Origin of the sequence: Pseudomonas sp. B21-054 (genome assembly GCF_026016345.1) — a bacterium.
In the GTDB taxonomy this organism is placed as follows: domain Bacteria; phylum Pseudomonadota; class Gammaproteobacteria; order Pseudomonadales; family Pseudomonadaceae; genus Aquipseudomonas.
The window spans coordinates 2,166,170-2,180,586 of sequence record NZ_CP087204.1; the positions used below are offsets into that span (position 1 = coordinate 2,166,170).

Below are 14,417 nucleotides of genomic sequence, written 5' to 3' on the forward strand. Positions count from 1 at the left end.
CGCTCCCACATTGGAATGCATTTGATTGAGCGGCCCCCACCCCTGTGGGAGCGAGCTTGCTCGCGATAGCTATCTATCAGGCAACAAAAAACCCGGAAGCTTTCGCTGTCCGGGTTTTTGATCAAGCCAACAATATCAGCGGTTAAACCGCTCCACCAACGAATACTGCGTATTGGCCGTACGGGTCAGTTCTTCGCTGAGCAGCGCCGAGCTGTGGGCCTGGCCCGAGGTCTGGTCGGCCAGTTCCGAGATGTTGCTGATGTTGCGGCTGATCTCCTCGGCCACTGAGCTTTGTTCCTCGGTGGCAGCGGCGATCTGGGTGGTCATGTCGGTGATGTGGGCCACCGCTTCGCTGATCCCCACCAATGCCTGGTCCGCTTCCATGACCCGCGCCACGCCTTCTTCAGCTTGGCGATGGCCGGCGTCCATGGTCTGCACGGCGTTGGTGGCGGTTTGCTGGAGCTTGGCGATCAGGGCATGGATCTGCCCGGTGGATTCGCTGGTGCGTTGCGCCAGTTGCCGCACTTCGTCGGCCACCACGGCGAAGCCGCGGCCCATCTCACCGGCGCGAGCCGCTTCGATGGCGGCATTGAGGGCCAGCAGGTTGGTCTGGTCGGCGATGCCTTTGATCACATCTACCACGCCACCGATCTCGTCGCTGTCCTTGGCCAGCTGGGTCACGGTCTGGCCGGTTTCGCCGACCACTACCGAGAGGCGCTCGATGGCTTCGCGGGTTTCCCCGGCGATGTCGCGGCCGCGACGGGTCAGGCGATTGGCTTCCTGGGTGGCATCGGCCGTGCGCTGCACGTGGCTGGCGACTTCCTGGGTGGTCGCGGCCATCTGGTTGACCGCGGTGGCGACCTGTTCGGTTTCTACCCGCTGGCGCTCCAGGCCACTGGAGCTGTTGTGGGCCAGGGTGTTGGACTGGCGGGCCTGATCGTTAAGGTGCTCGGCGGTGTCCTGCAGGCGGGTCAGGCAGGTTTTCAGGCGCGCTTCCTGACTGAGGATCGACATCTCCAGGCGCGCCTGGGCGCCGCGGCTGTCGGTGTACATTTGGGCGATCAGCGGGTCGGAGGTGGTCTGCTCGGCCAGGCGCAGCAGGCGCTTGATCCCGCGTTGCTGCCATTGCAGGCCCATCAGGCCCAACGGCACCGACAGTGCGGCAGCCAGGGCAAAGCCCCAGGACGAGTTGAGGAACGCGCCGACGACGAAGCTCAGTTGGCTGACCAGGATAAACGGCAACCAGTCCTGCAATATCGGCAACCATTTGTCGCTGCTGGGGACCGCGGATTTGCCCTGGTTGATACGTTGATAAAGCGCTTCGGCCCGGGCGATCTGCTCGGCGGAAGGCTTGACTCGCACGGATTCGTAGCCGACCACCTGCTTGCCTTCGAACACTGGCGTGACGTAGGCGTTGACCCAGTAATGGTCACCGTTCTTGCTGCGATTCTTGACGATGCCCATCCATGGCAAGTCTTGTTTCAGTGTGCTCCACATGTGCGCGAACACGGCGGGCGGGACATCGGGGTGACGCACGAGATTGTGCGGTGAACGGATCAGCTCTTCCTTCGAATACCCACTGATTTCAACGAACGCGTCGTTGCAGTAGGTGATCACGCCCTTGGCATCGGTGGTGGAAATCAATCGTTGCTGGGCCGGGAAGGTCCTTTCTCGTTGTGTGACGGGCTGGTTGTTACGCATGGTGTGGTCAATCCGCAAGGCTTTGGAAGGTTGTCGGCGCCGTCAGGTTTTTATTGAAGTTATTTTTCCCGTCGCTATCACGCCAGCATGGGGTAGGTAAATAGGGCGAAATGAAGCAGGTTGAGGCCGAAGTGGGTGGCAATCGCTGCACCCAGACCGCCAAAACGATAAGCGAGGCCGTAACCGATCCCCGCCAGGCCCGACAGCAGCACCCACTCCCAGCCTGCCCCGACGTGCACGAGGCCGAACAGCAGCGAGGCCAGCAGTAACGCCAGGTTGTCGCCGTAGCTCAGATGTTTGAAGCAGCGGCTCAGGCCTCCCTGAATGTAGCCACGAAACAATGCTTCCTCCACCAGGGTGACCAATAAAAGATTATTAAATACCCACAACCAGGCGTGATCCGGCCACTTCGGCGCCCAGTGGATCATGCCCAGCAGCATCGCCCCGCCGAGTGCCAGCACCGCGCTCAGCGTCAGGCCCAGGGCCGTGGCGTAGACCGACAAACGCAACGAGCGCCGGCCGACTATCCAAGGGCAGGCCAACAGCAGCCAGAAACCGATCAGCGCCTTGTCCTGGTTCAGGTACATGGCAAACGGCACGGCATCATCGGTCAAGCGTTGCGCCGGGATTGCTCGCCCGTTGAAGAAACCTGGCATCCAGTGCAGCGCCAGCGCCAACGCCATCACCACGAACAGGACATGGCCGAGAAACCGGCCTACCGGCATCTGGTGCTGACGAACCGCATACCCGGCGAATAACAACAGTGCGATCGAAATGACCGCGGTCCAGGCCAACTGACCGTAGGCCAGGGCCAGGCCATAACCGATGGAGAGGAGGGCCAGGTACGGCCAGGGTAGGGCGGGCATATCACATCCTTTTGAGTCTGATGAACAGTTGTGGCGGGCAGGGCAGGCCGAGTCGGCGGGGATTATAGGCAGGCTGATACAAAAACACCGCCCTTAAGCGGCGGTGTTTTCGTAGGACGGGTCTTCTTAAGCTGCAATCAATTGCCGTAGGACATAGTGAAGGATCCCTCCAGCCTTGAAATACTCCACTTCATTCAAGGTATCGATCCGGCACAACACTTCAATCCGCTCCTGGCGGCCGTCCTCTCGGGTGATCACCAGCGGCAGGTTCATGCGGGGCGTCAGTTCGACGTTGTCCAATCCTAGAATGTCCAGGGTTTCCTTGCCCGTGAGGTTCAGGCTCTTGCGGTTCTGGTCGAGCTTGAACTGCAATGGCAGCACGCCCATCCCCACCAGGTTGGAGCGATGGATGCGCTCGAAGCTTTCGGCGATCACTGCCTTGACCCCCAGCAGGTTGGTACCCTTGGCCGCCCAGTCTCGACTGGAGCCGGTGCCGTATTCCTGGCCGGCGATCACCACCAGCGGCGTGCCTGCAGCCTGATACAACATGGCGGCGTCGTAGATCGGCATTTTTTCCCCACTGGGAATGTAGAGCGTATTGCCGCCTTCTTCACCGCCGAGCATTTCGTTGCGGATACGGATGTTGGCGAAGGTGCCGCGCATCATCACCTGGTGGTTACCGCGCCTTGAACCGTAGGAGTTGAAGTCCCGAGGCTCCACGCCCTGTTCGCGCAGGTAGCGGCCGGCCGGGCTGTCGGTCTTGATGTTGCCGGCAGGGGAGATGTGGTCGGTGGTCACTGAGTCTCCCAGCAGGGCCAGGATCCGGGCGCCCTCGACGTTCCTGACGGCCGGTGGCGGCCCGCCGATGTCGTCGAAGAACGGTGGGTGCTGGATGTAGGTCGAGTCATCCTGCCAGACGTAAGTCGCCGCTTGCGGCACTTCGATGGCCTGCCATTGCTCGTCACCGGCAAACACGGCGGCATACTCCTTATGGAACATGCTGGTGTTCACCTGGGCCACGGCATTGGCCACTTCCTGGCTGCTGGGCCAGATGTCCCGCAGGTACACCGGGTTGCCGTCACGGTCGTTGCCCAGTGGCTCGCTGCTGATGTCGATGCGCACCGTGCCGGCCAGGGCATAGGCGACCACCAGGGGCGGCGAGGCCAGCCAGTTGGTCTTCACCAGCGGATGCACCCGGCCTTCGAAGTTGCGGTTGCCGGACAAGACGGAGGCTACGGTCAGGTCGGCTTTCTGGATGGCTTTCTCGATGGGGTCCGGCAACGGCCCGGAGTTGCCGATACAGGTCGTGCAACCATAGCCCACCAAGTCGAAACCGAGTTTATCCAGATACTCGGTCAGGCCGGCCGCGTTGTAGTAATCGGTGACCACCTTGGAGCCCGGCGCCAGGGAGCTCTTGACCCAAGGCTTGCGGGCCAGGCCTTTTTCCACGGCTTTTTTCGCCAGCAGCCCGGCGGCCATCATCACGCTGGGATTGGAGGTGTTGGTGCACGAGGTAATGGCGGCAATCACCACCGCGCCGTTTTTCAGGCGATGGGTGTGGCCTTCGAATTCGTACTCGGCTTCGCCCACCTGGTCGGCATTGCCCACCGCGACGCCACCGCCGCCTTCACTTTCCAGGCGACCTTCTTCTTTGCTGGTGGGTTTGACTTGCAGCCCCAGGAAGTCACTGAAAGCCTGGCCAACGTTGGGCAGCGAAACCCGGTCCTGGGGGCGTTTCGGCCCGGCAAGGCTGGCTTCGACACTGCCCATGTCCAGCTCCAGGGTGTCGGTGAACACCGGTTCCTGGCCGGGCAAGCGCCACAGGCCCTGGGCTTTGCAATAGGCTTCCACCAGTTTCACGGTTTCCGTCGGGCGTCCCGACAGGCGCAAGTAATCCAGGGTCACGTCATCCACTGGGAAGAAGCCGCAGGTGGCGCCGTATTCCGGGGCCATGTTGGCGATGGTGGCACGGTCGGCCAGGGGCAGGTCGGCCAGGCCGTCGCCATAGAACTCGACGAATTTGCCCACCACGCCTTTCTTGCGCAGCATTTGCGTGACCGTCAATACCAGGTCGGTGGCGGTGATGCCTTCACGCAGCTTGCCGATGAGTTTGAAACCAATGACTTCGGGAATCAGCATCGACACTGGTTGGCCGAGCATGGCCGCTTCCGCCTCGATCCCGCCGACGCCCCAGCCCAGTACGCCGAGGCCGTTGATCATGGTCGTGTGGGAGTCGGTGCCCACCAGGGTATCGGGGAAGGCGTAGGTGCGGCCGTCTTCTTCTTTGGTCCACACGGTGCGGCCCAGGTATTCGAGGTTGACCTGATGGCAGATGCCGGTTCCCGGCGGTACCACGCTGAAGTTGTCAAAGGCGCTCTGGCCCCAGCGCAGGAAGGCGTAGCGTTCGCCGTTGCGCTGCATTTCGATGTCGACGTTCTGCTCGAACGCCTGGCTGCTGGCGAATTTGTCCACCATCACCGAATGGTCGATGACCAGGTCCACCGGCGACAGCGGGTTGATCCGCTGGGGATCGCCGCCGGCCTTTTCCACGGCGGCGCGCATGGCGGCCAGATCGACCACGGCGGGGACACCGGTGAAGTCCTGCATCAACACCCGTGCCGGGCGGTATTGAATCTCGCGGTCGGAACGACGGTCCTTCAGCCAACCGGCGAGGGCCTTGAGGTCGGTGCCGGTAACGGTTTTTTCATCTTCCCAGCGCAGCAGGTTTTCCAGCAGCACCTTCAGGGACATGGGCAGCTTGTCCAGGTCACCCAGGCTTCGGGCGGCGTCCGGCAGGCTGAAATAGTGGTAGGTCCTGGCGTCGACTTGCAGCGTTTTAAGGGTTTTCAGGCTATCGAGGGACGGCATTGCAATCACTCCTTTGAGTCCGCACGGCTACGGACTGACGGGATGGACAGAGGCTTTAACGTAGCCCTGTTTTAAGCGTATGACTAATCACTGGACTCTATGGGCAGGTCCGGGGTTCCGAACTCCGCTATCATGCGGCGGTTTTCGTGACAGGCTTTGCTACGGAGTTTCAATGAACACGCTTTTTATGCACTGCCGGCCGGGCTTCGAAGGCGAGGTCTGTTCCGAGATCGCCGAGCACGCCGCACGGCTCAACGTGGCCGGCTATGCCAAGGCCAAACCGGCCAGTGCCTGCGCTGAATTTGTCTGCACCGAAGATGACGGCGCCGAACGGCTGATGCGCGGTCAGCGTTTTGCCGAGCTGATTTTTCCGCGCCAGTGGGCGCGAGGTACCTTTATTGATTTGCCGGAAACCGACCGCATCAGTGTCATCCTGGCCCACATGGCCGATTTCCCGGGCTGCGGCAGCCTGTGGCTGGAAGTCGTGGACACCAACGACGGCAAGGAGCTGTCGAACTTCTGTAAAAAGTTCGAAGGGCCTTTGCGCAAAGCGCTGACCGCTGCTGGCAAGCTGGTGGACGACCCACGCAAGCCACGCCTGCTGCTGACCTTCAAAAGTGGCCGCGAAGTGTTCCTGGGCCTGGCGGACGCGGATAATTCGGCGATGTGGCCGATGGGCATTCCGCGCTTGAAGTTCCCTCGGGAGGCGCCGAGCCGCTCCACCCTCAAACTCGAGGAAGCCTGGCACCATTTCATCCCGCGGGACCAATGGGACGAGCGCCTGCACAGTGACATGACTGGCGTGGACCTCGGCGCGGCCCCCGGTGGCTGGACTTGGCAACTGGTCAACCGTGGGATGCTGGTGACCGCCATCGACAACGGTCCGATGGCTGAAAGCCTGATGGACACCGGCCTGGTGCAGCACCTGATGGCGGACGGCTTTACCTTCAAGCCGAAACAACCGGTGGACTGGATGGTCTGCGACATCGTCGAGAAGCCGGCGCGTAACGCGGCGATGCTGGAAGAATGGATCGGCGAGGGCCATTGCCGCGAAGCGGTGGTCAACCTCAAGCTGCCGATGAAGCAACGGTACGCCGAGGTCAAGCGCTTGCTCGAACGTATCGCCGACGGTTTCAAGGCCCGGGGCATCAAGGTCGAGATCGGTTGCAAGCAGCTGTACCACGACCGTGAGGAAGTGACCTGCCATTTGCGGCGGTTGGACACGAAGAAGCCGAAGTCCCGCTAGCCCTCGGGAGATCGAAACCCTGTGGGAGCGAGCTTGCTCGCGATGGCGTCGGTACATTCAATTTGGATGCAAACTGACCCACCGCTATCGCGAGCAAGCTCGCTCCCACAGGAGGCAGTGTGACGCCAGAGGTGACCGAACGCCGACATTGCGCGACAATGCCGGCCAGTTTCAGGAGTAGAACATGAGTGAAATGAACGACACGCCGGTCGACGGCACGCTGGATGCCACCGGCCTCAATTGCCCGGAACCGGTGATGATGCTGCACCAGCATATCCGCGACCTGGCCCCCGGTGGCCTGCTGAAAGTCATCGCCACCGACCCCTCGACCCGTCGCGACATCCCCAAGTTTTGCGTGTTCCTGGACCACGAACTGGTGGCACAGCAGGAAGAGGCGGGCACCTACCTCTACTGGATCCGCAAGAAACTCGCTTAATCCATCGAGCGGCTGATGCGGATCTGCTTGCGCGCGCTGCGGGCCAGGCGAATCGACAGCATCAATGCCGCGCAGCTCAAGCCCACGATCAGGCCTTGCCACAATCCGCTCGGGCCGCTGGCCGCGCCGAGCCAGTCGGTCAGCCCCAGGGCGTAACCCACTGGCAGGCCGATGCCCCAATAGGCGAACAGCGTCAGGATCATCGTCACCCGGGTGTCCTGGTAGCCGCGCAATGCGCCTGCCGCCGTGACCTGGATCGCATCGGAAAACTGGAACAACGCCGCATAGACGATCAGCATCGACGCCACTTCGATCACCACCGGATCGGCGGTATAGATCGCCGCGATAGGCCCGCGCAGTGCGAACATCAAGCTCGCCGACAGGCAGGCGTAGGCCAACGCCGTGCCCATGCCCACCCCGGCGGCGAAGCGCGCTTCACGGGGCTGAGCGCGCCCCAGGGCCTGGCCGACCCGCACCGTGACGGCCATGCCCAGGGAGTAGGGGATCATGAACACCAGGGAGCTGAAGTTCAGTGCGATCTGGTGCCCGGCCACCACGGTAGCGCCGAGGCTGCCGATCAGCAGGGCGATCACTGCGAAAATACTCGACTCGGCGAACACCGCAATGCCGATCGGCAAGCCGATGCCCAGCAGGCGTTTGATGACCGCCCATTGCGGCCAGTCGAAACGGCTGAACAACCGACTCGACTGATAGGCCGGTGCCCACCGCGCCCAACCGGCCATGCCCAGGACCATGACCCACATCACGATGGCCGTGGCCCAGCCGCAACCGACGCCGCCCATGGCCGGCACGCCGAGGTGACCGTAAATGAAGATGTAATTGAGTGGAATGTTCAATGCCAGTCCGCACAAGCCCAGCACCATCGCCGGACGCGTACGACCCAGGCCGTCGCTGAAGCAGCGCAGCACGTGATACAACGCCACGGCCGGCAGGCCGGTGCCGATACCCCGCAGGTATTCCATGCAGGGGCCGATCAGTTCGGGGTCGACCTTCATGATGTGCAGGATCGGCTCGGCACTGAACAGCGCCAGCGTCGCGATCAACCCCACCACCAGCGCCAGCCACAGCGCCTGGCGTACCAGCGGACCGATCTGGTCGAACGTGCCGGCGCCGAAGCGCTGGGCGACTTTCGGGGTGGTGGCCAGCAACGTGCCGGTCATTAGCAGGAACACCGGCACCCAGATCGAGTTGCCCAGCGCCACCGCCGCCAGGTCCCGTGGGCCGACGCGCCCCGCCATCACCGCATCGACAAAGCCCATGGCGGTGGTCGCCAATTGCGCCACCATGATCGGCAATGCCAAGGCCAGCAGCGTTCTGAGCTCCTGGCGTACCCGGGCTGGGCGGGAGAGCGGGGTGGAGGTGTCGATCACAGGGTTCACAGGCGAAGCGTCCGAAAAGATTAAGCGCGAGGCGGCGGATTCTACGCCTTGACGCAGTGGTCAGGAAAAAACCTGTGTTGTGGATTTGTAATCGCTTGCTCCTGGTAATGCGTAGACCTACTGGAACGCCTACACTGCCTACCCCGCCAAAGGAGCTCTGCCATGCTGATCGTCGCTGACGAAAACATCCCTCTGCTTGATGCGTTTTTCCAAGGTTTCGGCGAAATCCGCCGGGTGCCCGGGCGGGGCATTGACCGGGCGACGGTCGAGCAGGCCGACGTGCTGCTGGTGCGCTCGGTCAGCCAAGTCAATCGGGCGCTGCTGGAAGGCAGCAAGGTGCGCTTCGTCGGCACCTGCACCATCGGCACCGACCACCTGGACCTGGATTATTTCACCGAGGCCGGCATCCGCTGGGCCAGTGCGCCGGGCTGCAATGCCCGTGGCGTGGTGGACTACGTGCTGGGCAGCCTGATGACCCTGGCTGAAATCGAAGGCGCGGATCTCCAGCGGCGGACCTTCGGCGTGGTGGGTGCCGGCCAGGTAGGCGGGCGGTTGATCGAGGTGCTCAAGGGCCTTGGCTGGAGCGTGAAGGTTTGCGATCCGCCACGCCAAGCCGCTGAAGGCGGCGAGTATGTGAGCCTGGAGCAGATCATCGAGCAGTGCGACGTGATCAGCCTGCACACACCCTTGACCCGTGACGGTGAACACCCGACCTGGCACCTGTTCGACGAAGAACGTCTGAACCAGCTCAAGCCCGGCACCTGGTTGATCAACGCGGCCCGAGGCCCGGTGATCGATAACGCCGCGCTGCGCGAGGTGCTGCTGGAGCGGGAGGACTTGCAAGCGGTGCTGGATGTCTGGGAGCAGGAGCCGACCGTGGATGTAGACCTGGCCGACCTGTGCGTGATTGCCACACCGCATATTGCCGGTTACAGCCTCGATGGCCGTCAGCGTGGCACGGCGCAGATCTACGAGGCCTTGTGCGCTTTCCTGGAACGACCGGTTGAAGTACGCCTGAGTGACCTGCTGCCGCGGCCCTGGCTGGCTGGCATCACCCTGGACGCCGAAACCGACCCGGCCTGGGCCCTGGCGGCGCTGTGCCGGAGCGTGTACGACCCACGTCGCGACGACGCGGATTTTCGCCGCAGCCTGGTGGACACCGTCGATGAGCAACGCCGCGCGTTCGATGCCTTGCGCAAGCATTATCCGCCACGCCGGGAGATCGACAGCCTGGAGGTTCGCATCGTAGGAGAGAGCCCGGCTTTGCAACAGATCGTGACAGCGCTGGGTGCCACTGTGATTTAGGCAAGGCTGTTGTGGCGAGGGGATTTATCCCCGCTGGGGCGCGTAGCGGTCCTAAAAGGATACTCCCGATCTATCAGATTGACTCTGTTCGCTCATGGGGCTGCTACGCAGCCCAGCGGGGATAAATCCCCTCGCCACAGGTCTTTGTTAGGCTATTCAATAGTGACAAGCTGCTTCATTCGGGCAGGCATAAAAAACCCGACATCAACGTCGGGTCCAATTGAAGACGGGGCTGTATCACTTTTGTTCGGCAGGTTTGACCAGGCGTTTTTCCAGTTCGCTGCACGCCTTCTGGATCATGTCTTCAGTGATCGGTACTTCGCGCCCTTGGGCGTCGATAAACGAGCAGCCCAGGGACTGGTCCGGTTGCGTGCGGATCACTTGAATCTTGTCGTCGCTGCTGTGTTGCAAGGACATGGCCTGTCTCCTCATCAGGTTGTGTGCCTACTTTAATGTCGCCAGGTGACCGAGCCATGACACTCCTTGTAGGTTCATGGCGACACCTCCACTCAATCAGAAAGACAGTTGCGTTTCCAGCCAGACTTTAGACCGATAACATCTATGCGCTATTCGTTGCGGTCATATTTAACCTGACTCATTCTGATTCAACCCTGGTTGCGCTGCTTTTCGGTGCCGCTGGCCGGTCTTTTTCCTGTTGGTTTATCGGATGCTCCTGATGCTTTCTTCCCAGCAACGTCGTGCCATACGTCTGGCCAGCGGTTTCATCGCTCCTTATCGCAAGCAGGTTGTCGGCGCCTTACTGGCCCTGATTGTCACCGCTGGCATCACCTTGTCCATGGGGCAGGGCATCCGGTTACTGGTGGACCAGGGGTTCATGACCCGCTCACCGCACCTGCTCAATCAATCCATCGGCCTGTTCATGGTGCTGGTGGTGGGGCTGGCGATCGGTACCTTTGCCCGTTTCTACCTGGTGTCGTGGATCGGCGAGCGGGTGGTGGCCGATATCCGGCGGCAGGTGTTCAACCATCTGGTGTACCTGCACCCGGGTTTCTATGAGAACAACCGCAGTTCGGAGATCCAGTCGCGACTGACCACCGATACAACCTTGTTGCAATCGGTGATCGGTTCGTCGCTGTCATTGTTTTTGCGCAACGCCTTGATGGTCATTGGCGGCATCGTGCTGCTGTTCATCACCAATCCCAAACTCACCAGCATCGTGGTGATCGCATTGCCGCTGGTGCTGGCGCCGATCCTGGTCTTCGGCCGGCGAGTGCGCAGCCTGTCGCGTCAGAGCCAGGACCGCATCGCCGACGTTGGCAGCTACGTCTCCGAAACCCTCGGTCAGATCAAGACCGTGCAGGCCTACAACCATCAGGTCCAGGATGAACAGCGTTTTTCCGTGACGGTGGAGCAGGCCTTCGACACCGCCCGCAAGCGTATCGCCCAGCGGGCCTGGCTGATCACCCTGGTCATCGTGCTGGTGCTGGGGGCGGTGGGTGTGATGCTCTGGGTCGGCGGCATGGATGTGATCGCCGGGCGAATTTCCGGCGGTGAACTGGCGGCTTTTGTGTTCTACAGCCTGATCGTCGGCAGCGCCTTCGGCACCCTGAGCGAAGTGATCGGTGAGTTGCAACGCGCCGCCGGTGCGGCGGAGCGCATTGCCGAATTGCTGCGTTCGGAGAACATCATCCAGCCGCCGGCCTCAGGCCTGGTGACGTTGCCGGAGCGGGTTCGCGGCGATTTGCGCCTCGAAGGCGTGCGTTTTTCCTATCCTTCCCGACCGGAAAGCTATGCGGTCGATGGCCTTGACCTGACCATCCACGCAGGTGAAACCCTCGCCCTGGTCGGGCCCTCCGGCGCGGGCAAATCAACGGTGTATGACCTGCTGCTGCGTTTCTACGACCCGGTGCTAGGGCAGATTTTCATCGACGACGTGCCATTGACCCAGCTCGATCCGCTGGATCTGCGCCGTCATTTCGCCCTGGTTTCGCAAAACCCGGCGCTGTTTTTCGGCACGGTCGAGGAGAACATTCGCTACGGCAATCCTGAAGCGACTTCCGAGCAAGTGCGCGAAGCCGCACAGATCGCCCACGCCCACGACTTCATCGAAAAAATGCCCGAGGGCTACCAGACCCATCTGGGTGATGGCGGCCTGGGGTTGTCCGGCGGCCAGCGCCAACGCCTGGCCATCGCCCGGGCCTTGTTAGTGGACGCACCGATCCTGCTGCTGGACGAAGCCACCAGCGCCCTCGACGCGCAAAGCGAACACCTGATCCAGCAAGCCCTGCCCAGCCTGATGAAAAACCGCACCACCCTGGTCATCGCCCACCGCCTGGCGACGGTGAAAAACGCTGACCGGATCGCGGTGATGGACCAGGGCAAGGTGGTTGCCGTGGGGACCCATCAGGAACTGGTTGCCAGCAATGCGCTGTATGCGCGGTTGGCGGCGTTGCAGTTCAATGTGGGGTTGGAGGCGGCAACCGACTGATACCGCGTCCACAGGGGATGCTGTGTTTGATGCAGAGCCTGTGGGAGCGAGCTTGCTCGCGATAGCGGTAAGTCAGCTTGCATTCATGTTGCAGGTGCCGACGCCATCGCGAGCAAGCTCGCTCCCACAGGAGAAGGGCTAATTCACTGATCATCGAAATACCGCTCATGCCAGTCCACCAACGGCTGTGGCGAGTTGAGTTTCTGGCCGTAGATCACCGAATAAGACAACACGTTCTGCACGTATTGGCGGGTTTCGTCGAAGGGAATGCTTTCGACCCAGACGTCGAAGCTCAAGTGGTCGGCGCCGCGCAGCCACTGGCGCACACGACCGGGGCCGGCGTTGTAGGCGGCGGAGGCCAGGACGCGGTTGCCGTTGAACTGGCTGTGGACCTGGCTCAGGTAGGCCGCGCCGAGCTGGATGTTCTTGTCCGGGTTCAACACTTGCTGCGGCGAGGCCAGGGGAATGCTGAACTTCCGGGCAGTTTCCTTGGCGGTTCCGGGCATCAGTTGCATCAGGCCGGCGGCACCGACGCCGGAGCGGGCATCATCCATGAAGGCGCTCTCCTGGCGGGTGATGGCGAACGCCCAACTTGGATGCAAGCCGCGGATCTTGGCTTCGCGTACCAGGGTCTCGCGGTGAGCCATCGGGAAACGGATGTCCAGGTCGTCCCAGTACTTGGCCTGGCTGATGGTGCGGATCGCCGGGAAATACCACTTCAGGTCGTAGGCCAGTTTCGCCTGGGCAACCATTTCGTCCCGGCTGAAATGCCGGCTGACGTGATACCACTCGCGGCGTCCATCGACAATGTCGCCACGGGCGTGAAATTCCAGGGCCCGACGCACACCGGGCGTGTTGCGCACCTTGTTGATCAGCGCCTGGCTCATCACCAGCGGTTTGTTGACCAGCGAGTACGGCGACTGGGAGCGGTCGGCGGCGAGGAAACCATAGAAGTCCCGCTCACGAGCCAGATGCTTGTAGAGCGTCAGCGCTTCGGGGTTCTGCGGCTGTGCCAGTTCGAGCGTGCGGGCCTGCCAGTAGCGCCAGCGATTGGTGCTGGCCAGCGTCTCGGGCAGACGGCGGGTCAGTTGGTAGGCGTCATCCCAACGAGCTAGACGCAGCAGCAGGCGCAGGCGCCATTCCGAAACAGTGTCGTCCCGCAGTTCCGGGTCGTATTTGGTCATGACATCGAGCGCACGGCTGTCGAAGCGCTTGGCCAGGGTCAGGCCGATTTCCCGGGCAATCGCGACTTTTTCATCCCGGGAGAAATGCATGGTGCTGGCGTAGCCGTCCAGCAGCGCCATGGCTTTTTCTGGATCCTGACGGGCCAGTCGGCGCAGTCCGAGGCTGACGATATCGGACATCGGTTCATCGGCTGGAGTGAAGCGCGCGGGCTGGTTGAGCAGCTCGGGCTTTTGCGCCACGTCCACCAGCAATTGGCCACGAGGGGCGAGGGTGGTCAGGCCGCTGACCAGGCTGTTGGCCAGCGGGTAATTGCGTGCCTGGGCGGCCAACTTGGCGCGCTCCCAGCGTTTTTGTTCGGTCAACTGGCCTTGGGAGGCCCACAGGCCGAACAGTGCGTCACACGCCGCCGGCTGGGACTTGCCGGTCAGCCAGAGTTTTTCGGTGTTGGCGTAGCCTTCGGCCTTGAGGCCATGGCTGAGCTGGTACTGGGCGTTGAGGCAGTCCAACTCGGTGAAATTGAGCTTGGGGTCGTAATACTTGACGAAGGTTTCCCAGTCGCCGCGCTCGGTCAGCCAACGCAGCCAGCGCAGTTTCATCCAGTTGGCCTGGGGCAGGTCACCGTGTTCGGCGAGGAATTTCTCGATTTCGGCGTTACTGGCGCTCTTTAGGCGAGCGGTCAGTTCGTCATAAGCCAGGTACGGCTCCAGCGGGTAATCGCGAAGGGCCTGGCTGTAGCGAAAATAGGGACCGGAATCACCCTTGGCCAAGGCGCGCTTGGCCTCATCGTAATACTGGCGCTGGGTGGAAATATCCACCGCCTGAGCGGTTTGAACGGCAGTGGCACACACGAAAAGACAAGACAAAACACTAAAAAGGCGACTGCGCATGATACGTCCGGGCAGAAAAAACATGACAAGCCCAAGGGGTAACCCAGGGTAACTGTCTGTAGCTTAGCCTTTTG

10 protein-coding genes are annotated in these 14,417 nt (G+C 61.9%); 4 read left to right on the forward strand and 6 right to left on the reverse strand.

Annotated features, from left to right (window positions below; all coding sequences use genetic code 11):
* Positions 1-135: 135 nt before the first annotated feature.
* From LOY70_RS09625 to acnA, 3 genes are all read right to left on the reverse strand, one after another.
* Complete coding sequence (locus LOY70_RS09625; RefSeq protein WP_265035797.1) at positions 136-1,701, reverse strand: methyl-accepting chemotaxis protein; 1,566 nt, start codon at positions 1,699-1,701, stop codon at positions 136-138.
* A 77-nt stretch (positions 1,702-1,778) separates the two neighbouring features.
* Entirely contained in the window at positions 1,779-2,567 is a 789-nt protein-coding gene (locus LOY70_RS09630; RefSeq protein ID WP_265035799.1) for a CPBP family intramembrane glutamic endopeptidase, read from the reverse strand.
* A gap of 126 nt (positions 2,568-2,693) precedes the next feature.
* Complete coding sequence (acnA, locus tag LOY70_RS09635; protein ID WP_265035801.1) at positions 2,694-5,435, reverse strand: aconitate hydratase AcnA; 2,742 nt, start codon at positions 5,433-5,435, stop codon at positions 2,694-2,696.
* Between the two features lie 172 nt (positions 5,436-5,607).
* On the opposite strand from acnA, the gene rlmM reads away from it, so the two are divergent.
* On the forward strand, positions 5,608-6,681 hold the full coding sequence (gene rlmM, locus LOY70_RS09640) for a 23S rRNA (cytidine(2498)-2'-O)-methyltransferase RlmM (protein WP_265035803.1): 1,074 nt from the start codon (positions 5,608-5,610) through the stop codon (positions 6,679-6,681).
* 184 nt (positions 6,682-6,865) lie between these two features.
* A complete protein-coding gene (gene tusA / locus LOY70_RS09645; protein WP_003183455.1) occupies positions 6,866-7,117 on the forward strand; it encodes a sulfurtransferase TusA in 252 nt (83 codons plus the stop codon).
* Here the strand turns inward: tusA and LOY70_RS09650 are convergent.
* On the reverse strand, positions 7,114-8,517 hold the full coding sequence (locus LOY70_RS09650) for an MATE family efflux transporter (RefSeq protein WP_320110199.1): 1,404 nt from the start codon (positions 8,515-8,517) through the stop codon (positions 7,114-7,116). The two genes, tusA and LOY70_RS09650, sit on opposite strands and share 4 nt — an antisense overlap.
* Positions 8,518-8,679: 162 nt before the next feature.
* On the opposite strand from LOY70_RS09650, the gene pdxB reads away from it, so the two are divergent.
* Entirely contained in the window at positions 8,680-9,822 is a 1,143-nt protein-coding gene (gene pdxB, locus LOY70_RS09655; RefSeq protein WP_265035809.1) for a 4-phosphoerythronate dehydrogenase PdxB, read from the forward strand.
* A 237-nt stretch (positions 9,823-10,059) separates the two neighbouring features.
* On the opposite strand, the gene LOY70_RS09660 is transcribed toward pdxB, so the two are convergent.
* Positions 10,060-10,239, reverse strand: a complete 180-nt coding sequence (locus LOY70_RS09660) for a PA1571 family protein (RefSeq protein ID WP_003199629.1) — start codon at positions 10,237-10,239, stop codon at positions 10,060-10,062.
* 259 nt (positions 10,240-10,498) lie between these two features.
* On the opposite strand from LOY70_RS09660, the gene LOY70_RS09665 reads away from it, so the two are divergent.
* On the forward strand, positions 10,499-12,271 hold the full coding sequence (locus LOY70_RS09665; protein WP_265035822.1) for an ABC transporter transmembrane domain-containing protein: 1,773 nt from the start codon (positions 10,499-10,501) through the stop codon (positions 12,269-12,271).
* Positions 12,272-12,414: 143 nt separating this feature from the next.
* Here the strand turns inward: LOY70_RS09665 and LOY70_RS09670 are convergent, their stop codons facing one another.
* Positions 12,415-14,343, reverse strand: coding sequence for a transglycosylase SLT domain-containing protein (locus LOY70_RS09670; RefSeq protein ID WP_265035824.1), 1,929 nt, complete (start codon positions 14,341-14,343; stop codon positions 12,415-12,417).
* Positions 14,344-14,417 lie beyond the last annotated feature (74 nt).